At 71.8% G+C, this 21,738-nt stretch carries 16 protein-coding genes; 4 read left to right on the top strand and 12 right to left on the bottom strand.

Features of this window, described 5'->3' with window-relative positions; all coding sequences use genetic code 11:
- Positions 1–118: 118 nt before the first annotated feature.
- Positions 119–2,482 carry a cell wall-binding repeat-containing protein gene (locus IPK24_18390; GenBank protein ID MBK8077480.1) on the bottom strand — a complete coding sequence of 788 codons (2,364 nt, stop codon included), beginning with the start codon at positions 2,480–2,482 and terminating at the stop codon, positions 119–121.
- 130 nt (positions 2,483–2,612) lie between these two features.
- Between IPK24_18390 and IPK24_18395 the strand changes: the two genes are divergently transcribed.
- From IPK24_18395 to IPK24_18405, 3 genes are all read left to right on the top strand, one after another.
- A complete protein-coding gene (locus IPK24_18395) occupies positions 2,613–3,422 on the top strand; it encodes a CoA transferase subunit A (GenBank protein MBK8077481.1) in 810 nt (269 codons plus the stop codon).
- 1 nt (position 3,423) lies between these two features.
- Complete coding sequence (locus IPK24_18400) at positions 3,424–4,110, top strand: CoA transferase subunit B (protein MBK8077482.1); 687 nt, start codon at positions 3,424–3,426, stop codon at positions 4,108–4,110.
- 1,472 nt (positions 4,111–5,582) lie between these two features.
- Positions 5,583–5,942 carry an arsenate reductase gene (locus IPK24_18405; GenBank protein MBK8077483.1) on the top strand — a complete coding sequence of 120 codons (360 nt, stop codon included), beginning with the start codon at positions 5,583–5,585 and terminating at the stop codon, positions 5,940–5,942.
- A gap of 67 nt (positions 5,943–6,009) precedes the next feature.
- Here IPK24_18405 and IPK24_18410 read toward each other — a convergent pair whose 3' ends face one another.
- The 8 genes from IPK24_18410 to IPK24_18445 form a co-directional block, all read right to left on the bottom strand.
- A complete protein-coding gene (locus tag IPK24_18410; protein MBK8077484.1) occupies positions 6,010–6,561 on the bottom strand; it encodes a SigE family RNA polymerase sigma factor in 552 nt (183 codons plus the stop codon).
- Entirely contained in the window at positions 6,558–7,991 is a 1,434-nt protein-coding gene (locus tag IPK24_18415) for a hypothetical protein (protein MBK8077485.1), read from the bottom strand. The genes IPK24_18410 and IPK24_18415 overlap by 4 nt, the downstream gene beginning before the upstream one ends.
- Before the next feature lie 139 nt (positions 7,992–8,130).
- A complete protein-coding gene (locus IPK24_18420) occupies positions 8,131–8,676 on the bottom strand; it encodes a hypothetical protein (GenBank protein MBK8077486.1) in 546 nt (181 codons plus the stop codon).
- Entirely contained in the window at positions 8,669–9,979 is a 1,311-nt protein-coding gene (locus tag IPK24_18425; GenBank protein ID MBK8077487.1) for a glycosyltransferase, read from the bottom strand. Before IPK24_18425 ends, IPK24_18420 begins: the two co-directional genes overlap by 8 nt.
- Positions 9,976–12,696 (bottom strand): glycosyltransferase, encoded by a 2,721-nt coding sequence (locus IPK24_18430; protein MBK8077488.1) that lies wholly within the window; start codon positions 12,694–12,696, stop codon positions 9,976–9,978. The genes IPK24_18425 and IPK24_18430 overlap by 4 nt, the downstream gene beginning before the upstream one ends.
- Positions 12,693–14,456 carry a glycosyltransferase family 4 protein gene (locus tag IPK24_18435; GenBank protein MBK8077489.1) on the bottom strand — a complete coding sequence of 588 codons (1,764 nt, stop codon included), beginning with the start codon at positions 14,454–14,456 and terminating at the stop codon, positions 12,693–12,695. Before IPK24_18435 ends, IPK24_18430 begins: the two co-directional genes overlap by 4 nt.
- A 65-nt stretch (positions 14,457–14,521) precedes the next feature.
- Entirely contained in the window at positions 14,522–15,835 is a 1,314-nt protein-coding gene (locus IPK24_18440; protein ID MBK8077490.1) for a nucleotide sugar dehydrogenase, read from the bottom strand.
- On the bottom strand, positions 15,832–17,235 hold the full coding sequence (locus IPK24_18445) for a glycosyltransferase family 4 protein (GenBank protein MBK8077491.1): 1,404 nt from the start codon (positions 17,233–17,235) through the stop codon (positions 15,832–15,834). The genes IPK24_18440 and IPK24_18445 overlap by 4 nt, the downstream gene beginning before the upstream one ends.
- A gap of 48 nt (positions 17,236–17,283) precedes the next feature.
- On the opposite strand from IPK24_18445, the gene wecB reads away from it, so the two are divergent.
- Complete coding sequence (gene wecB, locus IPK24_18450; protein MBK8077492.1) at positions 17,284–18,729, top strand: UDP-N-acetylglucosamine 2-epimerase (non-hydrolyzing); 1,446 nt, start codon at positions 17,284–17,286, stop codon at positions 18,727–18,729.
- Between the two features lie 159 nt (positions 18,730–18,888).
- Here the strand turns inward: wecB and IPK24_18455 are convergent, their stop codons facing one another.
- Genes IPK24_18455 through IPK24_18465 form a run of 3 tightly spaced genes read right to left on the bottom strand, consistent with a single transcriptional unit; the run spans position 18,889 to position 21,634 of the window.
- Positions 18,889–19,899, bottom strand: a complete 1,011-nt coding sequence (locus IPK24_18455) for a Gfo/Idh/MocA family oxidoreductase (GenBank protein ID MBK8077493.1) — start codon at positions 19,897–19,899, stop codon at positions 18,889–18,891.
- The gene (locus IPK24_18460; GenBank protein ID MBK8077494.1) at positions 19,899–20,987 is read right to left on the bottom strand and encodes a DegT/DnrJ/EryC1/StrS family aminotransferase; all 1,089 of its coding nucleotides are present in this window, start codon (positions 20,985–20,987) and stop codon (positions 19,899–19,901) included. Before IPK24_18460 ends, IPK24_18455 begins: the two co-directional genes overlap by 1 nt.
- On the bottom strand, positions 20,984–21,634 hold the full coding sequence (locus IPK24_18465) for an N-acetyltransferase (protein ID MBK8077495.1): 651 nt from the start codon (positions 21,632–21,634) through the stop codon (positions 20,984–20,986). The genes IPK24_18460 and IPK24_18465 overlap by 4 nt, the downstream gene beginning before the upstream one ends.
- Between the last annotated feature and the right edge of the window lie 104 nt (positions 21,635–21,738).

Here is a 21,738-nt window from a genome sequence, read left to right on the forward strand (position 1 = left end):
CCTGCAGGGCGTCATCCGAGGGACGTCGCCCACCGCCAGCCCTCACCACAGCACCAACCCTCCCCGTGATCATGTAATCCGTGCACAAAACGTGCACGGATTACATGATCACCGAGGGTCAGGCCATGTTGACCAGCAGCGAGCGCATCACCGCGGTGTTCACGGTCCGCTGGTCGGCCATCAGGGAGATGGCACCGGGGTGTCGTGCCCGCAACCACGCGGCAGTGGCCGGCGGCACCGTCGACGAGCTCGCCAGCACGGTGAGCCGGCCCTGCCCGGCCCCCACCACCGACCACAAGCTGGTCGAGGAGGGGACGGCGACGATCTGGTTGATCCCCACCGGGTTCGCGAACGCGGTGGCCACCGCGGTGGCCGTGCTCGCCCGGTCGGCCGAACCGACCCGCGACAGCCGGGTGACGCCGTACGCGCTCAGTCGGGCTGCAACCTTGGCAGGCACCGCGGCGGTGGTGCCGACCACCAGTACCCGCTTGACGCCCAACGCCTTCAACGCCGAGCCGGTCGCGGCCGGCACCCCGGTCGAGGCCACCAACAGCAGCGGCCGGCCGGTGGCTGCGGCCGGACCGGCGACCGCGGCGGCGTCCGCCACGTTCGATCCGGACACGACCACCGCGGCACCGCCGGCAGCGCCCATCTGCCGGGCCACGGCGGCCGACATCGCGTACCGGTCACGCCCGCTCAGCCGCACGATGGTGGTCACGCCGAGCCCCCGCAGCTGGGTCTCGACCGCGGCGCTGATCGAGGTGGTGCCGCCGACGATGTAGGCCGTGGTGACCCCGCCGCGGGCCGTGATGTCCTGCGCCACCACGGCGGGCAACGACTTCAGCCCCGACAGCAACAGCGGCGCGCCCTTGGCTGCGGCCAGCGGCGCGGCGACCAGGCCGTCGACCAGCGACCCCGATCCGGCCAGCACCACGCTGGAGGCACTCGGGTAACGGGACCGACCCGCGAGCACGGCCGAGGTGTAGACGTCGACCACTCCGGCGCGCGCCACCCGGCAACGCCCGGCCGGGGAGTCCACCGTCGGCAAGATCTCGAGGTCCTGCGCCTGCCGTACGCTGCCCACCGGCGAGTTCGACACCACCGAGACCTGATACACCCCGGGCGCCGCGGGCGCACCGTTCGTGTCCTTCAGGTCCCAGATCGCGCCGATCCTGGACGCCGTCATGCCGGTCTGACTGTTGATCGGCGTGCTGGCGCACATCGGCCGAACCGTGAAGGACCACTTCTGGTTCGTGGGCACGACGGCCGAGAAGCCGACGGGCGAGCCGTTCCAGGCCACCGCCGTGGAGGACAGCCGCGGACCGATCAGCCCGGGGGCCATCCGGGCGGCCACCGCGCCGCGCATCCAGTTCAGGTCGGGATACAGCTTGTCGCCGGGACACTCGGTCGAGCCGACGTCGCGGTGCCCCGAGATGGTGCGCAGCAGAACGCGTTTGCCGGCCGGGAACTTCGAGGCCCCACCGCTCGAGGTCACGTAGACCGAGCCGCGTGGATTGACGAAGTACTGCGCCGACTTCCAGGCTGCGACGTCGACCACGCCGCGCAGGGCGGCCGAGGACGGCGAGACCGTGGTGAACGTGCCGAGCACCGAGATCCCGATCGCCTCGGTGTTGAACCCGCCGGTGTGGGCACCGCGCACGGCCTGGGTGATGCTGCCGCGGCGGCCCTCGAAGACCCGGCCGAAGCGGTCGACCAGGAAGTTGTAGCCGACGTCGTTCCACCCGCGGGACTTGGTGTGGAACAGGTACACCGATCGCACCTGGGCGTAGGCCTGCGCGGCCGTGTAGGTGTTCGTGGTGTCGGTGTGGTGGATGAACAGGGTGCGCGCGGTGGTGTCGTAGATCGGCGGGTCCTTGACCAGTGATTCGTCGGCGCCCCACTTCGCCCGGCTGATGATCGTCGGTGCCCGGGTCGCCGCTGCGGCGCTCGCCGCCGGACCGGAGGGCGAATCGGCGGCCGAGCGGCCGCCGTCCACCATCACCGCGTGCAACCCGGACGGCCCGCTGCCGGTCGGCGAGACCACGCGCACCTGGACGCCGTCCGCGCCGGCGGTCAACAGCGGGGACGACGCGCCCTTCGCGCCGGCCGGTGGGACCTCTTGACCCGGGTTGGGCGCGTGCTCATCGGATTCGAGTGTGTGCCACGCCGTCCACTGCCCGTTCTCACGGACACGCACCGACAGCGTCGTGTCGGCGCGCAGCGTGCCGGACCAGGTCAGCGCGACCAGGTCGAACCGAGCCGTGGTGCGTGGCGGGGTCAGGGCCGTCACCCGACCGGCCTGTGGGCCGGTCGCCAACCCGCGCAACCCGCCGGCGTCGACACCGCTGATGGCGATCTCACGCACCGAGCCCGACACCGGGCCGGCCGCGGCCCGCAAGCCGGCCACGGAGGCCAGGTCCACGGTCGGTAGCGCGATCATCGCGGGGAGCAGACCGAGGACGGCGAGTGTGCGTCGGTGCATGATGATCCCCCGGGGCCTGGAACTCTTAGTAACCAATTGTCGCGCTTCGTAGTCACACCTGTCACATACGTTATCGAAGACGTGGCGCACACCACCCCAGCGACACCGGGGGCACGAGTAGATTTCGGCCGTGGACAAAGTCGTAGCCAGCGCTGCCGAAGCGGTCGCGGACATCCCCCACGGCGCCTCACTCGCCGTCGGCGGTTTCGGGATCTGTGGCATCCCCTCCGTTCTCATCCAAGCGATCCTCGAGCAGGGCACGTCCGATCTCGAGGTGATCTCGAACAACTGCGGCGTCGACGGCGTGGGGCTCGGACTGTTGTTGGATGCCAAACGCATCCGGCGGATCGTGGCCTCCTACGTCGGCGAGAACAAGGAGTTCGCCCGGCAGTACCTGTCCGGCGAACTCGAGGTCGAGCTGACCCCGCAGGGCACCCTGGCCGAGCGGCTACGGGCCGGCGGGTCGGGCATCCCGGCCTTCTACACGGCGACCGGCGTCGGCACCCAGGTCGCCGAGGGCGGCCTGCCGTGGAAGTACGCCGCGGACGGCTCGATCGCGCTGTCCTCCCCGGCCAAGTCGACCGCCCAGTTCGACGTGGACGGCAAGCAGCGCACCTTCGTGCTGGAGAACGCCATCCGCGCCGACTACGGCCTGGTGCGGGCCTGGGCCGGTGACCGGCACGGCAACCTGGTGTTCCGGCACGCGGCCCGCAACTTCAACCCGTTGGCCGCGATGAGCGGAAAGATCACCATCGCCGAGGTGGAGCACCTGGAGGAGCCCGGCGAGCTCGACCCGAACCGCATCCACCTGCCCGGCGTGTTCGTGCACCGCGTGGTGGCCCTGTCGGTGGAACAGGCGCACGACAAGCGGATCGAGAAGCGCACCGTCCGGCCGCGTCCGCGCGACCTGTACGGCGCCGGAAGCGAAGGACTCAGCTGACATGGCCCTCACCCGTGAGCAGATGGCGGCCCGTGCCGCCGCCGAGCTGCACGACGGCTCGTACGTCAACCTCGGCATCGGCCTGCCGACCCTGGTGCCGAACTACGTGCCGAACGACGTCGAGCTGGTGCTGCAGTCCGAGAACGGCATCCTCGGCTTCGGCCCCTACCCCTACGAGGGCGACGAGGACCCGGACCTGATCAACGCCGGCAAGGAGACCGTGACCCTGCGCCATGGCGCCTCGTTCTTCGACTCGGCAACGTCCTTCGGCATGATCCGCGGCGGCAAGGTCGACGCGGCCATCCTGGGCGCGATGCAGGTCTCCGCCGACGGCGACATCGCCAACTGGATGATCCCCGGCAAGATGGTCAAGGGCATGGGCGGGGCGATGGACCTGGTGCACGGCGCCAAGTCCGTGGTCGTGCTGATGGAGCACGTCGCCAAGGACGGCACCCACAAGGTCGTCGTGAAATGCGACCTGCCGCTCACCGGCCAGGGCGTGGTGAACCGCATCATCACCGACCTCGCCGTGATGGACGTGACCGATGACGGCCTGGTGCTGCGCGAGCGCGCCCCCGGCGTGACCGTGGAGGAGATCGTGGCCGCCACCGGCGCGCCCCTGGTGGTCTCGGGCGACATTCCCGAGATGTGGGCAGGCCGAGGCGTGAGCGGAAGGCCTCCCCGGTGAGGGTGCGCACCTGGCCCGCCCCGGAGGTCGCCTTCAGCGCGGTCACCGCGCCGGCTGCGTCCCGGGTGGCGATGGCGAGCGAGGCGATCCCCGAGCCGTCGGTGATGCCGAAGGCCGAGGCCAGTTTGGTGACGGTGACGGTGCGCTTCCACGCGGCAAAGCCCGGGTTCACGCTCGGGTCGAGACTCCACGGGTCGGCGACCACCCGCAGGTAGGGCACCGAGCTGCCCCAGACCGCCTTCGGATCACGGGTCTTGCCGCCGGTCGACGAGGCGTAGTAGGTCTGCACGGGGCGCCCCTGGTACAGCACCGCGATCCCGGTCGTCGGCGTCGGTGAGGTCGCCGTCACCGCGGCCACCCACCGGGCGCCGTAGTCGGTCGAGCCGATCTTCTCGCCCTCCTTGGCCCAGCCGACGTACATCTGGCTGCGCTGGTCGTCCCACAGCTGGCAGCCGCCGCAGCTGGCCTTCGGCGCCGAGGTCGCGGCCACCAGCGCATAGCTGCGCGCCGTGATCACCTGCGCCTGCAGGGCTGCGGCGGGCCAGGACGACGGCATCTCGGCGAGGCCACGCAGGTAGCCGGCATGCAGGTCGACGGTCGTGACCGCCTCCAGGCCGCCGGCGAGGTTGGTCAGCGCGAGCCGGCCCCACCGGTAGGAGCGTTCCTTGGTCGCGGTGCCGCCGAGCATGCGCGAGGTGAGGGCCAGGCGGGTGGCCGGGCCTGACCAGGCCTTGGTGCCGGTCCAGTCGACCGTCCACCCCGTGCTGCTGCGGGTGATCGTGGCGCCCGAGCCCCGACGGACGGCCACCGTCACGGCACCGGACGACGGCGTCACGGTGGCCAGGTCGCCCGGGGCCAGCAGGAGCGGCGTCCCGGTGGTGGGGGTCAGGCGCGCGCGGTGCGCAGCGGCGTCCCCGATCGCGACCGGGCGCAGCACGATCGAGCGACCGCGATGCACCACGTTCACCCGCAGGTCGACGGCGTCGCGGGCTGCGGTGACGGCGACGCCCGTGTAGTAGTGCCCCACGATCTCCGGCGCGGTCTTGCCGGCGCGGGCCATGCCCAGGGCGCCGTACTGCGACAGTCCGACGCCGTGACCGAACCCTGATCCGCTGATGGTGGCGACCCCGGACGTCGCCGCGCGTCTCGCCACGGGCGTCGGCGCGATGCCACCGACGGGGCGCTCGGCCGGAGAGGCCCCGGCGGCCGTGGTCGCCATCGCCGACGACGGGATCATCAAGGAGCCCAGCGCCGTGGTCAGCGCGACGAGCACGGTCGCCGGGTGCCGGACGGGGCGGAGCATGCGCAGGTCTCCTCGCGAGGGGGCGGTGAGGACGGGGGCGGCGGTGAGGGCGGCGGGACGTGGCCGGGTGGTCGGTGCCGGGTGATCGCTGTCGCCTCTCTCGTCGTCCGCGATCGTTCGAACCTGATCACCCGAATGGGTGCAGAAGAACGCCGGTTAGGCTGCCGACATGGAGGAATTGACCCTGCTGCACAATCCCCGGTGCTCGAAGTCGCGGGGAGCCTTGGCGGCCGTGACCGCCGCCGGTGAGGGGGTTCAGGTCGTCGTGTACCTGAAGACTCCCTTGGACGCCGCGGCGCTGGCCGACCTGCTGGCAATCCTCGACGACCCGCCCTCGGCACTGGTACGACGCGATCCGCTGTTCGCCGAGGTCGGGTTGACGGCCGCTGACGTGCAGACCGCCGAGCAGGTGGCTGTGGTGCTGGCCGAGCACCCGGCATTGATGGAGCGCCCGGTGCTGATCCGCCCCGGGCGCGCGATCATCGGGCGCCCCGCCGAGCGGGTGACGGCCTTCCTCAGCGAGGCGTGACGGCCTCCCTGCGTCCCGCCCCTTCCCCCGACGTCCCCGGCCAACCTTCCTCAGCCCATGATCACCGTTAGATCGCCGTTTGCTCCGGCTTGGCGGTAGCGAACTGCGATCTATCGGTGATCATGGGATCGGGGTCGACGTCCAGGTCGGGTAGCAGCGCCCGCAGCCGGGTCAGCGCATCCCGCGCCTGCGATTTCACCGTGCCGATCGAGATGCCCATGAGCTGCGCCGTCTCGCGTTCGGTCAGGTCCTCGTAGTAGCGCAACACGATCACCGCCCGCTGACGCGGAGCCAGGACGGCGAGCGCTCGGCGCAGCTCGTCGTCCTCACCCAGCCGATCGGACGCCGCCGCAGGCCTTTCGGGCAGCGTGTCAGTGAGCACCTCCGGTCGCCGACGGCGCCACCGCCAGCGAGACACGTTCTCGTGCAACATGATCCGGCGGACATAGGGCTCGGGGTTGCCCCGAATGCGCGACCAGGCCGGGACTACTTTGACCAGGGCGGTCTGCACCAGGTCCTCGGCGTCCTGCTCGTGGCCGCCGGTGAGCAGGAAGGCCGTGCGCAGCAACGCGTTTCGCCGGGTGGCGACGAAGTCGGCGAAGTCACCAGGAGGCGTCATGCTCCGGCCTCCGACCCGGCGGACCCGACGTCCTCACCGTGCGCGATGGCGACGGCGCGCCGCCGCCGGACGAACCGGGTACCCCACAGCCCGAGCAGAACTGCCCCGGCAATGCTCGCAGCCGTCCAGCGCGGATCGGTCGGCGCACCCGGCGAGGCGGGCACGATCTCACCCTGCCAGGCGTCGTCCGCAACGATCGTTCCAGGTCCCCGGTTCTGGGTCGCGATCCGCGACAGGGGCGTGCTCGCCCCCGTGCGAATGTCGACGCTGAGCAGGCGGGCCTGGCTCTGCTCGTACCGCTCCACGACGACGTGGGACGCGTCCCGCCAACCCCGAACCTCCTGCGCCTTGACTCCGGGCACCTCGCGTAGGGTCACGGTCAGGTCCGCGCTCGCACTCAGGTGTCCTCGGTCGACATCGGTGAGGTTGAATCCCAGCGGAATCGGCTTGGCGAGCCGACCGACCAGCAGATCATGCGGCTCGCTGTCCATCACGCCGGGGGACGGCTGCAGGATCGCCGCCAGAGCTGAGCCGTCAGCCGAGAACACCGGGGGGACATTGGCGTCACGATCGAGCGCCAGCCGGACGACCGAGCGACCGTCGCTGATGGAGTAGTCCCAGGGCGCGTCGTCGGACAGCACCACGCCCCACGGCGTCCCCGCGTTCAGTGCTGACGCCACCGGATAGGTCTCGTCTGCCCGAGCGACGGCGTCCATGGGCCACTGCCACATCGCGGCCGTCCCTGAACTCGACCCATCAGCAGCCAAACTGGTGATCTTTACCGAGCTGAACCAGAGGGTTTCGCCTACCCAGACCAGTGTGTCGGCACGTGTGCCCAGGGCGTTGTCGAAGCGGTGTGTTCGAACAGTGCCGCTCACGGTGTCGTACACGGCCAGGCCGGTCACGGCGTTGTCCTGTGCCGACGCATCGGGGGACTGCCAGTAGGCCAGCCTGCGCCCATCGGCCGACAAGGCAGGGCGACCCGGCGAGGGTGAGTACCCGGGCAGGTCGAGGAACCGGTACTCGCCGGTCCGTGCCGATACCCCGGCCAGGCCGTTCGTTGTGGCCGGGCCGAGTCCGCGCCAGCTGCGCCGCGCCCCCCCGACCACCGCCGACAACGGCCCGATCGGTCCGGCTTGATCGGTTCCGGGCAACCATGGCGTCGGCGTGACGAAACGATCCGGCAGGGTCAGCGCCGGCCATGGCGATTCCGTCCGCTGGCTCGTGCTGGGCAACTGCGTGGTGGCCGTCCGAGACCACAGCGTGGCCCCTCCCAGACCGGACACCGTGGCGATCAGCAGCACGGCCAGCGCCCCGGCTGCGGTGCGCAGACTGTGTCGGCGACGTCCCGTCGTCCAGAGCTGCGCGGCGTCCAGGTCGCCCGAGGCGCCCTCGGCGAGCCGGTTCAGCCGCTCTCGCAGATCGCTCACGTGAGCCCTCCTCCATGATCCTCACCCGTCATGACGCACACCGGGTGACGGAAGGAGGGGTCGGGCGGGGATCACGCTCATCCCGCCCGAGCGCAATGTCACGTCGCGCTCGCCAGACGAGTGCAACGTGACATTGCGCTCACTGGGGGGTGGGGGTGCGGGCGAAGAGAGCGGCGGGGACGTCCCAGCCGTAGGTGACGGAGGAGGAGCGGCGGCACAGTTGCCAGGTGATGGGCCAGGACTCGACGCTGACGATCACGATGTGGTCCAGCTCGTCCAGCCGGACGACGTCCAGCCGGCGGCGCAGTGCCCGCCACAGCACCCAGGGGCGCACGGCGCGATACGGGCGCGAGGTGCCCCAGAGCTGCCAGACCCGATGCGGGCGCAGCAGGGTGTGGACGCCGACCCGGCGTTCGTCGGCCACCAGGTCGAGCACCTCGACGCCGGGGGGCAGGTCCTCGGGCGCGGCGCCGTCCGCGATCAGCAGCAACGCCGATCCGCCGGCGGCCACGACCTCACCCAGCATCTGGACGACGATGTGTCGCCGGGCGGGGCCGATGCACACCCCGAGCACGCGCGGCCGAGCCGCCGGCCCGGTCGTGGGTGCAGTCGTGGGCCCGGTCGTGGGCCCGGTCGTGGGCTGCGTCGAGGGCTCTGCCGAGTGCCCGGCCACGATCTCAGCCACGGATCATCGCCTCCACCTCGGCGCCGACCGGCTCCATGGCCAGGTCCCAGGTGTGGCGCATCGCCAGGTCACGGCAGGCCTCGAACTGCTCGGTGGTCTCGGCACGGGCCGCTGCGGCGGCCGCCACCAGGGCGTCGCGCACCGCGGCGGCGTCCACGGTCGGCACCCCGAAGAACAGCGGGTAGTCGCGGAACACCTGGGTGGTGTGGTTGCGCGGGTCGTGCACCCCGATCACCGGACGCCCGGCGGCCATGTAGTCGTAGCCCTTGCCGGCGGTCATGTAGATCGAGGACGGCAGCAGCATGGCCAGTGCATCCAGCCCGGAGTAGATCCGCCCCAGCTGCGGCTGCGGCACCGGGCCGCGGTAGCGCACGCCCTCGACGCCCGACTCGAGCCGTGCCCGGATCGGCCCCTCGGTGTGGGTGAAGAACCCGAGGTAGCCGTAGAAGTCCATGGTGGCCTCGTGCAGTGCGGGCTCCTTGCGCGCCAGCGCCCAGCCGTCCAGGAACTCCTCGATCGGCAGGTCGCCGCGCACGGTGCCCACGTAGCCGAAACGCAGCGGCTCGGCGGGATCCCGCGGGGTGAAGGCGACGTCGGCCACGACCTCCTCGGCCAGACCGTTCTCGACCACCCGAATGCGTTCCGCGGCAACGGGATAGCGCTCGCGGTACCACTGCCCCAGCGGCTCGTTGACGGTCACCGTGAGCGCAGCCTTCTCGATGATCCGCCGCTCCCAGGCGAACGCGGGGTGGTTCGGCGGGAACGCGTCGTCCTCGGTCAACGGGTTCAGCGTCCACGGGTCGTGGTAGTCGACCACGTACGGCCGGCGCAACATCCGGCCGAGGTGATACGCCGCCCCGTACTGCGCGTAGGGGTTTCCGGTCGCGAATACGACATCGACCCGGTGCCGGGCGTGCACCGCCAGCGCGTGCGCCAGGAACAGCGGGATGATCGAGGCGTAGATCTCGGGGAAGATCTTGCGCCGGGCCTTGTCGTGGCCGCGGATCCAGGCCCGGGGAAAGTTCGCGTGCGACCACGACATGGTGCGCAGGTTCTGCCGCAGGTGTTCGCGCGGCACCTTGACGTGCACCACCCGGACCCGCGGATCGACGGTGCGCTCCAACTCGGGGTCGATCACCCCGGCCCGCTCGACCCAGTAGTCGCGGTCGGCCGCCAGCACCGTGACATCGAATCCCCGCCGGGCGAAGTGGTTGGCCCAGCTCCGGATCCGGTACACCCCGCTGCCGCGCGCCGGCGGGAACTGCATACCCAGCAGCAACACGTGAGGCCGCGAACTGCTCACTGTGACCCACCCACCGTGGGAACACCCTCCGCATCCAGGGACAAGGCCGGTACCGCATCCAGGAACGAGGCCAGGACGCCGGCCGAGCGCCGTCCGTCGTGCACCTCGGTGACGAAGCCGGGCCCGGACGCCGCCGCCCGCGCAGCCCCGTCGCGGTCGTCGAGCACCTGCTGCATCACCTCGCCCAGACTACGGGGCGTGGCCTCGAGCACGGGCACTTCTGCACCGGTCAGCGCCTGCACCGCCTCGCGCAACGGCTGCCCGAGGTGACCGAGCACCACCCGTCCGGCGGCCATCGCCTCGCAGGCCAGCACGCCGTAGAGCCCGAGCAGCAGTTGGTCGACCACGACGTCGGCGGTGCGGATCAGCTCGGCGGCCTGCTCCGGCGGCATCCCGGTGACCATGCGCAGCTCGATCACCCCGCGCTCGGACAGCGGGCCGAGCACCCGCTCGACGTCCACGGTGCCCTTGAGGGCCGGGTTGGACGGCGCGTGGACGACGAGCGGTCGCGCTCGCTCGAGCGGCGCGGGCGCGCCGTGAGGTGAGAACCGATCGGTGTCGACGACCACCGGCAGCCACTGCGCGGGGGCAGCAGGCTCGGCGCGTTCGGGGAGGTAGTCGAGCTGATCGGGGGTCGAGGCGAACAGCGGCCCGTCGAAGGCCCGCACCTGCGGCAGCAGCGCATCGCAGCGGGCCTGCAGCCGCCGGGTCAGCTCGCTCCTGGGGTCGGCGAACGGCGAGAACTCGTGCGTCAGACGGTGCCGGCGCGGATCGCGCACCTCCGAGCCGTGGAACACCAGCCCCACCTGGACCCCGCTCGCCCGCAACAGCGCGGCGTCCGCGACGAAGTCCCGCCCGGCGAGTCCCCCCAGGATCGGCCGGCCCGCCTCGAGCAGCACATGCGTCCAGGTGGCGCGGGCCCGGGCCAGGGTACGCAACTGCCAGTCGGCGTCGGTCAGATAGGCCTGCCGGGCCACCAGCTCGTCGGCGGGGTAGTCGTACTTCTCGTTGCGCAGCGCCACCACGTACCCGGCGACACCCTCGAGATGCCCTGCGGCGCAACGGGTCCACGCCCAGGCCTGCCCGGCGCTGTTGGCCGGCCCGATGGCCAGGGTGCGTTGTCCGTCGGGTACGGCGAGTTCGTCCGGCTCGGCCACGGTCAACGCGGCCGCCGCGGCGTCCACCTCCGTGAACGGCGCCTCCGGCAGCAGGTCGCGGTACACCCCTTGCAGCACCGTTGCCTGCGCCTGCCAGGTGTAGGCCCCCCGCAACGCGGGATCGTCCATCCGCGCGCGGATCTGCTCGCGGTCGGCCAGCACCCGCTGCACGGCCCGGGCCAGATCGGCGGCGTCACCGGCGATGTGCACCTCGCCCAGATCGTGCCGGCGCACGAAGTCGGCCTGGGCCCGGCAATCGCTGACCACCATCGGCAACCGGGCGTGCAGGTACTCGAACAGCTTGTTGGCCAGCGCCATCTCGTGAGACCCGAAGTGCCGCAACGGGATCAGGCCCACATCGGCGGTCCGCAGGAACGAGACCACCTGGTCCGGGGCGACCCCGGGAACGACGTGCAACCGGTCGGCCACGCCGGCCTGGTCCGCCGCGGTGCGCACCGCGGCCACCGCCGGGGTGTGCACCGAGGGCACCGCCACCACGACCAGATGGGCCTCGGGCAGGTGGGTCAACGCCGCCACCGCGGTCTCGACGCCGCGGGCCGCCTGCACTCCCCCGCTGTAGACCAGCAGCGTCGCCCAGGCGGGAACCCCGGCCGCGGTGCGGACGTCGGCGGCACCCGCCCCGAGTGCCTCGCTCACCTCGGCCACCTCGGCCACCTCGGACGCCGCGGCGCCCGCCAGGGGCGGCACGTTCAGCACCACGTCCGGCAGTCGAGGCAGGCCGTAGCGCTGCTGCAGCGCCTCGGCCAACGGTGGCGAGACGGTGATCACCCGGTCGGCGCGCCGGGCCCACCGCTTCTCGAGCGCGGCCCAGGCGGCGACCACGCGCGCCGTCCGGCCGCCGTAGCGCGACAGTCCCGGCACCCACTCGTGGGCGTCGTACACCCACGGCACCGTGCGTCCGGCGGCCCGTGCCCGGGCCACGGCGCGGCCGACCACCGCCAGGAAGTGCACGTCGTGGGCATGGATCGCGTCGGGAGCCAACTCGTCGAGTACCGGCCCGACCGCCACCTCGAGGTCGTCGATCTCGGGGACGATGCGTTCGGGGGTGGCGCCCACCGTGAGCTTCTGGACGCCGCGGTCGTAGACCTTGAACGCCAACGTCGCCGCCCGCGCCGCACGACGGCGGCCCAGACCCTCGGCCCGCACCGTGAGGCGCCGGGCCTGGGTGACCTGGCGGGCCAGCGCCCCGCCCACCCCGTCGCGCACGGCGGCGTCGCGATGCGCCACCGCGAGCCGCCGACGCTCGACCGCCTCGTCGGCAGGATCCGCGGTGAGCCAGCCGATCTCGCCGCGATGCAGCCGAGAACGCCGTTCCCGGCGGCGGTCACGCAGCAGGAAGTCGACGGGCACCCGCAGGATCGTGACCGGACCCAGCCGGGTGGTGCTGCGTCGCGGCTGCGCGGTGATGCCGACGATCGTCACCCGGGCACCCAGGGCGGCCACGGCCAGCGCACTCTTACGCACCCGGGTGTCCGCGCTGACGTCGTTGGCGACCAGCATCACCACGTGGGGCAGGGCAGGGCCGGGCAACGTGGTCACGGCGCCACCACCTGCCCGGCCTCGCTGTCGACGCTCGGGCCGAGTGGCCCGACCCGGTCGAGCTCGACCACCGGCTGCAGCTGCGGATGCGCGGCCAGCAGGGCCCGCGCCAACGGCATCGACTGGCAGTCCCCCAACACCAGCTGAGCCCCCTGCAAGAAGTCGTCGTCCACTCGGACCCCCGCAGCGCGCTGGCGCGGAACGGTTCCGGCGTCGAGCAGCCGCAGCGCCCGGCGTCGCAACGACCCGACCGTGCGCCGGGCCCGGACGGCGAGCGAGGCACCCGGCGCCGCCATGGCGGACACCTCGACGCCGCCGGTGAGCGCGCTCGCCTGCTTGGTCGCCACGACGGTGGCCGCGGCGCCCGTCGCCTGCTCGCGCAGCGGGACGTCGTCGCTGATCAGCGCCACAGGCACCCCGAGGGTGCCGGCAGCCTCCAGCTCGGCCTGCACGTGGTAGCGGCGCCACCCCGAAACCGCCACCAGGACAACACGTTCCGGCGGCGCGGCGGCGCCGTTCAGCGCGTCGCCCGGGACGTCAGGGGTCGCCACAGTGCCGGGTAACCCGTAGGCCCGAGCCAGTGCAGCGCTGATCGCCTCCCGGCCGTAGCGGGCATCGAGCGTGGCGCGGGCGGCGTCCAGATCGAGGTCACCCAGCCCGGCGGACAGGTCTCGCCAGGCCTCGACCAGCTCGTCCGGGTCGTCGTTCACGTCGACGAACCGGCCCACCTGGTCCTCCACCCCGGCCAGGGCCTCCTGCGGGCCGCCGCTGCGCGTGACGATCACCGGCAGGCCGGCGGCCACCGCCTCGGGCACCGCCAGGTGGAAGGTCTCGTAGGTGCTCGGCGCGAGCAACAGGTCGTAGGACGGCAACTGCGCCAACAACTCACGGTGGCGCACCACGCCGGGCAGGTGCAGCTTGTCGGCCACCCCACCGTCACGCGCGAGCCCGATCAGGACCTCGGCCAACGCGCCGCTGCCGAACAGGGTCAGGCTCAGCTCGCCGTCCTCGCGGGCTGCGGTGACAAAGGCCCGAACCAGCCGCACCACGCCCTTGCGTTCGTGCAGCCCGCCGATGAACACCCAGCGGCGCAACCGCTCGGGCAGGCTGGACCGCCGTGGCGCCCCGGCGAAGTCGACCGGGTTCGCCAGCACCCGAACCACACCCTGCGGGTCGGGCACCGCGTCGAGGATCTGTTCGCGCAGCAGGTTGCTGACACAGAACACCGCATCGGCTCGCTCGATCAGCTCGGCGTAGTGCTCCCGCGCGGCCGGCTGGGCCAGCACGTCCCGCAAGGCCGTGGAGTGCTCGGTGGCGAACACCCTCGCCCCGGGCTCGGCCAGCCGGGCGGCCACCAGCCCGCCCAGGTAGCCGACGTGGCCGTGCACCACGGGCGAGGCGAAGGTGCCGACCGCCCGCGAGACGTCACGCACCGCGGCCTCGGCCCGCGCCCCCCAGTCGGCGCCGCCGACGGTGAACACCGGCACCCGGTCGAGCGGTCCGGCGACCCCGTGCAACCGGGTGCCGCCGCTGTGCCGCAGCCGGTCGAGCACCGCGTCGAACGAGGGACGCAGCGCCAGAGCCGCCGCGGCATCACCGCCCGGCCACTCCAGGCCGTGCACCACGTGCACCCCACCCGGACGCACCCCGGGTAACCCCGAGGCCAGCACCGCGTGCTCGGCGACGAACGAGCCGGCCATGCGGTTGTAGGGCGTGGGGTACCAGGGCGTGGCCACGGTGACGTCGAACCGCTCAGCCATCGACCGCGGCGCCCCTTTCTGACCGGTGCGTGTCCGACCGGTGCATGCCTGGCCGGTGCGTGGCCTCAGCCACGCCCCACGACGCGCAGCGTGACATCCGGCCAGTTCGCGGCGTCCAGCACCCCACGGCCGTCGACCACGGTGCGCACCCCCGGCAGATCGGTCGCGGTGAGCGTGCGGTAGCCGGCGTGGTCGGTGTGCAGGATCGCGGCGTCCACCGCAGTGCCCTTGGGGTAGGCGGTGAAGCCGTACCGCTCCAGCTCGGCGTCGGCGAACATCGGGTCGTCCACGAACACCTCGGCACCGCGCGCCCGCAATGCCTCGACGGTGGCGAAGACGCCACTGAACGCGGTCTCCTTCACCCCGCCCCGGTAGCTCGCCCCGAGCACCAGCACCCGCTGACCGCGCAGGTCGCCGTGGGCACCCTCGAGCACCCCGACGGTGTACTCGGGCATCTCGGCGTTCGCCTGCCGGGCCGCGCGGACGACGGTGGCGTCGGGGTCGTTGAACAGGTACAGCCGCGGGTACACCGGGATGCAGTGCCCGCCCACCGCAATACCGGGCCGGTGGATGTGGCTGAACGGCTGGCTGTTGCTGGCCTCGATCACCTGGTGCACGTCGATGCCGTTGCGTGCCGCGAACCGGGCGAACTGGTTGGCCAGGCCGATGTTGACGTCGCGGTAGGTGGTCTCGGCGAGCTTGGCCATCTCGGCCGCCTCGGCGCTGCCCAGGTCCCACACGCCGTTGGGGCGGTCGAGGTCGGGGCGCTCGTCGAAGGTCAGCACCTGCTCGTAGAACGCCTGCCCGCGCTTGGCACTCTCGGCGTCGATGCCACCGATCAGCTTGGGGTACTTGCGCAGGTCGGCGAACACCCGACCGGTGAACACCCGCTCGGGGCTGAACACGAGGTGGAAGTCCTTGCCGGCGCTCAGGCCACTGCCCGCCTCGAGCATCGGCAGGAACCGGGTGCGCGTGGTGCCGACCGGCAGCGTGGTCTCGTAGCTGACCAGGGTGCCCGGCTGCAGCCCGGCCGCGATGGCGCGGGTGGCGTCGTCCATCCAGCCGAAGTCGGGCTGACTGTCGGCGTCGACGAACAGCGGGACGACGACCACGACGGCTTCGCTGCGCCGCACCGCCTCGGTGGTGTCGGTGGTGGCCTCCAGCCGACCGGCCGGGGCGCCGTTGACACTGCGACCGGCCACGACGTCGGCGAGGTAGTCGGCGAGGTGGTCCTCACCGGGGAAGGGCTCGATGCCCGCGTTGACGGTCTCGACCAGACCGGCGTTCACGTCGGCACCGATCACGTGGTGCCCGCGGGTGGCGAACTGGACCGCCAGAGGCAGACCGATCTTGCCGAGGGCGACGACAGTGATGTTCACGAAGACCTTCCATCGACGGTGAGCGATCCGAACGGCTCGACCTCGATGCCGTCCGGGGTCGGGGGCGCCACCAGAGGTGTGTACACCCCGCGGATGGCGCGCTCCTGGCCCTGCCAAGAGTAGTGCCGACGCACCTGTTGCCAGTGCGGGTCGTAGGAGTTGCGCGGATTGTCGAGCGCTCGCCGGACGGCGCGAGCCAGGCTCACGCCGGCCGTGGCGGCGTCCTGACCGGTACCGGACCGGTTCGGACGACCGAACGAGAACACCTCGCCCAGGTCGTGCTCGCGCACGAAGGCCGCGATCAAGGCCGCGTCGCAGGTCACCATGGGCAACCCCGCGTGCACGCTCTCGAACAATTTGTTGGGCAGCGCCTGCTCGATGTTGGCCGACCCGGTGCGGATCGGGAACACCGCAAGATCCGCGCCCGCCAGATAGTGCAGCAGGTGATCCTGGCCGACCGGGGGCGCGACGTGAAACCGCTCACCCACCCCGAGTTCTGCCGCCCGCTGCTGCAGCGCGGGCAGCTGTGGGTGCGGGTAGGGCACCGGCACCACGACGGCGTGCACCCCCGGCAGGTGGGGCAGCGCCTCGATCAGCACATCGACGCCACGGGCCTGGCTGACCGCGCCGGAATAGACCAGCAGCGGCACCTCGGCGGCCAACGGCCGACCGGCCACGTCGATGACGTCGCGCACCGTCGGCAACCCCCAGACGGCGCCACCCCCCGGACGGCGCGTGACGTCGTCCACCGGCACGTTCAGCACCACCGTGGGGGTGGTGGCCAGCGCATAGCGCGCCGCCAGGGTGGCGGCGATGGGTTCCGAGACCGTGATCACCGCCTCGGCCTGACGGATGTAGCGGGCCTCCTCACGCACCAGCACGGCGTGCCGGCGGCGACGTCCCTGCTCCTGCACCGGTAGACCGGCGAAGTCCTCACGGGCGTCGTAGATCACGTGGCAGGCGGCACCGGCGGCGCGGCGACGGCGAGCGGCACGCACCGCAGTGCCGAGTACCAGGGGGTGGTGGGCGTGGATCACCTCGGGTTCGAGCCGATCGAGCACCGGGGCGAAGGCCGCCGCGTAGTCCTCGATCTCGGGCAGCACCCCACGGGTGGTGGCCAGCCAGGTCGAGTTGGCGCGCAGGTCGTCCCACCGCCGCCAGGCCAGCCGGTGCGCGACGTTGATGGCCCACTGCAGCTTGCCGCGGCCCCCGCGCCAGGCCAGCCGGACGCCGCCCAGCACCTTCCGGGCGCCGCTCGCGGTGGTCATCGCGGCCCGCAGCTCACGCATCGCGGTGCGGTACTCGTCCTCGGAGGAGCGGTCGAGCAGGGTGAACCGGCGGCGCCGACGGTGCACCAAGGCGGCGCGATGCAGGTCACGGTGCGTGGTACCGACCAGCACGGTGTGCACGGTGACCTGCAGTTCCCCGCCGCGGCCGTGCGCGGTGAGATGACGCGGTGTCGTGACGGCGGCTGCCGCTGTGCCGGTCGACGAGCCGGCCGGCTCGGCGGACAGCAGGTGCACGTCGTACCCGAGCCGCGCCAGCGTCATCCCGAACTTCTTGGCCCGGGAGTCGGTGTCGACGCCATTGGCACGGAACAGCACCACCCGCGGCCGGCTCGACACAGCGCTCAGGGTAGTACCGATGAGGCATGGCGCCGTCCGCCCCTAGAGTGGGGCGCCGTGAAGGTGTTGAGCGTCGTCGGTGCCCGCCCCCAGTTCGTCAAGCTCGCCCCGGTGGCGGCCGCGTTCGCGGCCACCACGGCCGGGTCGGCGTCCAGGTCGGGCGCCGGATCGAGCGAGTCCATCGAGCACGTCATCGTGCACACCGGTCAGCACTACGACGCCTTGATGTCGGACGCGTTCTTCGCCGACCTGCACATCCCCGCCCCCGACGTGCACCTGGGCGTCGGGTCCGGCTCGCACGGCGCGCAGACCGGGGCGATGCTCGCCGCGATGGACGAGGTGCTCACCACGCACCGCCCCGACTGGGTGCTGGTCTACGGCGACACCAACTCGACCCTGGCCGGGGCCGTGGCGGCGGTGAAGCTGCACCTGCCGGTGGCCCACCTCGAGGCCGGGCTGCGCTCGTTCAACCGGCGTATGCCCGAGGAGCACAACCGAGTGCTCACCGACCACGCCGCCGACCTGCTCTTGGCACCCACCCAGGTCGCGATGGACCACCTGGCGGTCGAAGGTCTGGCCGCCCGGTCGCGGCTGGTGGGCGACGTGATGACCGATGTCTGCTTCCTGGTGCGCGATGCCGTGCGCGAGGCGCCCGCCGACCTGCCGGACGGCGTCGACCCCGCCGCGCCGTACGTGGTGGCGACCATCCACCGGGCCGACAACACCGACGAGCCGCAGCGGCTGGCGGCGCTGATCGACGCCCTGGCGCGGGTGCCGGTACCCGTCGTCCTGCTGGCCCACCCGCGGCTGCGCGCCCGCGCCGAGGAGTTCGGGATCTCGTTGTCCCGTGGTGCCTCCGGTACCGGGGCATCGCGGGTGGTCGCGACCGACCCACTGCCCTACCCCCAGATGGTGCGCGCCGTGATGGGCGCGGCCGGGGTGGTGACCGACTCGGGCGGCCTGCAGAAGGAGGCGTTCCTGCTCGGGACGCCGTGCACCACACTGCGCACCGAGACCGAGTGGACCGAGACCCTCGAGTCGGGCTGGAACATCCTCGACCCCGGTCTGGCCCAGGTCGCCGATGTCGCCGTCCGCGCCGTCCCCGCCGGCCCGCAGTCGACGCCCTACGGCGACGGCAAGGCCGCCTTCCGGGTCGCCGACGAACTGCTCGCCGCCCACGGGTGCCGCCCACGGGTGATTCGCCTGATCACGTTGAAGATCACGTTGCGGGATTCCGTCGCATTCACGCATACGAATCCCTCAGCGTGATCTTGCGGTATGCACGAATCCCTCAACGTGATCTTCAACGTGAGCACAGAACGTGGCGGCGGACAGGGCGGAGCACCTCAGCGCACGACGAGTGGGGACGAATGCACCGTTCTCAGCTCGCGAACGGTGCGTTCGTCCCCACTCGACGTCGTATCGGCGTCAGGGCTGGGGGGCCTCGACCACACGCCCCTCGCGCGCCGAGGTGAGCACCATCTCGGCCACGGCCACAGTGGCCAGGCCCTGGCGCATGGTCACGACGTCCATGCTCTTGCCCAGGACGGCGTCCCGGAACGCCTCGTGCTCGGTGCGCAGCGGCTCGGGCTTGGCGAACGCGAACCGGATCATGTCGCCCTCGGCCACGCCCCGGAAGGCGGCGACGCCGTCCCAGGTGGTGGGGATCAGGCCGTTGGCGAAGAAGGTCAGGTCGGCGGTCAGGGTGTCCGCGACGAAGGCGCCGCGCTCACCGGTGACGATGGTGACCCGTTCCTTCATCGGCGAGAGCCAGTTGACCAGGTGCGAGGTGACCGTGCCGTCGGTCAGCTGACCGACGACGGCCACCAGGTCCTCGTGCTGGCGCCCGCTCTTGAACGCCGTCCGCGCACTGACCGAGGCGAAGTTCTGCTGCGTCACCCACGCGGTCAGGTCGATGTCGTGAGTGGCCAGGTCCTTGACCACACCGACGTCCGCGATCCGGGCCGGGAACGGCCCCTGCCGCCGGGTGACCACCTGGTACACGCTGCCCAGGTCACCGTGCTCCAACCGGGAACGCAGGTTCTGCAACGCCGGGTTGTAGCGCTCGATGTGCCCGACCGCCCCGACCAGGCCGGCCTTCTCGAAGGCATCGGCCAGGTTCAGCGCCGCGGCGCTGTCCTGCGCCAGCGGCTTCTCGATCATCGCATGCACCCCGGCTGCGGCCAGGGCGAGCCCGATCTCTTCGTGATGGATCGTCGGCACCGCGACCATGGCGTAGTCGATGCCGTGGGCGATCAGCTCCTCCACGGTCGAGTACAGCGGCAAGCCTCCGGCCACCCCGTGCGGGTCGCCACCGGCATCGGCCACGGCGACCAGCTCGACGTCCTGCAGGCTGCGCAACACCCTTGCGTGGTGGCGGCCCATCATGCCGACGCCGATCAACCCGGCACGCAGCGGCAACTGTCCGTTGAATCCCATCAGGCACCTGCCCCGGCGAGCGTGTTCACGGCGGTGACGATGCGCTCGAGGTCGTCCTGGGTCAGCGAGGGGTGCACCGGCAGCGACAGGCACTCGGTCGCGGCCTTCTCGGTCTGCGGCAGGTCGACCGACACCGCGAACGGCGCCAACCGGTGGTTGGGCACCGGGTAGAACATGCCCGAACCCACCTGGTACTCCTCGCGCAGCGCCTTGGCCAGACCATCCCGGTCCTCCGGCACCCGCACCGTGTACTGGTGATAGACGTGGACGGCGCCCTCGGCCACCGGCGGCGGGGTCACCCCGCGCAGGTTCGCCGACAGGAACGCGGCATTGTCCTGGCGCTGCTTCGTCCAGCCGCCGACCTTGGTCAGCTGCACCCGGCCGATAGCGGCGTGGATGTCGGTCATCCGCGCGTTGAAGCCCACGACCTCGTTGTGATACTGCATCTCCATGCCCTGGTTGCGGTAGAGCCGCAGCAGGCGCTCGACCTGCGGATTCGCCGCCGACACCATGCCGCCCTCGCCCGACGTCATGTTCTTGGTCGGGTAGAGCGAGAACATCGCGAACGTGCCGAAGGCACCCACCGGCGTGCCGTGCAGCGAGGCGCCGTGGGCCTGCGCGGCGTCCTCGAAGATCTGCAGGTTGTGCTTGTCCGCGATCGCCTGCAGCGCGGGCATGTTCGCCGGGTGCCCGTACAGGTGCACCGGCATGATGCCCACGGTGCGCTCGGTGATCGCGGCCTCGACGGCAGCGGGGTCGAGGCAGAACGAGTCGGCCTCGATGTCGGCGAACACCGGGGTGGCACCGGTCAGGGCCACCGAGTTGGCGGTGGCGGCGAAGGTGAACGAGGGCACGATCACCTCGTCGCCGGCCTTCACCCCACTCGACAGCAACCCCAGGTGCAGCCCCGAGGTGCCGGAGTTGACCGCGACACAGGCCCGGCCGAGGCCGAAGTGCGCCGAGAACTCCTCTTCGAACGCCTTGACCTCGGGACCCTGCGCGAGCATGCCGCTACGCAGCACACGGTCGACGGCCTCCCGCTCCTCGTCACCGATCAAGGGCTTGGCGGGCGGGATGAATCCGGTCATGCGTGGTCTACCTCTTCCAGGACGATTTCTTCCAAGACAGTGCCGTGTGGGGTCTGAAGCGCCTCGGCACCCTCGTCGGCGGCGCGCTCTCGATAGGTCCGCCCGGTTTGCGGGCAGCGCCACAGCCCCTCGCCCGCACTCTCCAGCGGGACGCCAGCCTGGCCGACCCATCGTATCCAGCGGGCCGGAACCCCGGCGACGAGCGCGAAGTCCGGCACGTCCTTCACCACGACCGACCCGGCGGCCACCATCGCCCAGCGGCCGACGGTGACCGGGGCAACACACACCGAGCGCGCCCCGATGGCCGCACCGGTGCGCACCGTGACCCCGACCGGCTCCCAGTCGTGGGCGCTCTTGAGCGTGCCGTCCGGGTTGATCGCGCGCGGGTAGTGGTCGTTGGTGAACACCACGGCGGGGCCGACGAACACGCCGTCCTCGAGCACTGCGGGTTCATAGACCAGGGCATGGTTCTGCAGCTTGCAGTTGTCGCCGAGCTGCACGCCGGGGCCGACGTAGGCCCCGCGTCCGATGATGCAGCCCGCGCCCAGCACGGACTTCTCACGAACCTGCGCCAGATGCCAGATGGACGAGCCCTCACCGATGGTGGCGTCGGGCGAGACGTCGGCACTGGCCTCGATGCGGGCCATCGCACTCCTTGATCCGGGTGGTGTCAGGTGGCGCGCTCGCTCGAGGGATACGTGGCGTGCCACAGGTCAGCGGCGTTCTACGCTGGCGCCGTCAACGTATCGCA

Source organism: Kineosporiaceae bacterium, from assembly GCA_016713225.1.
GTDB lineage: Bacteria > Actinomycetota > Actinomycetes > Actinomycetales > Kineosporiaceae > JADJPO01.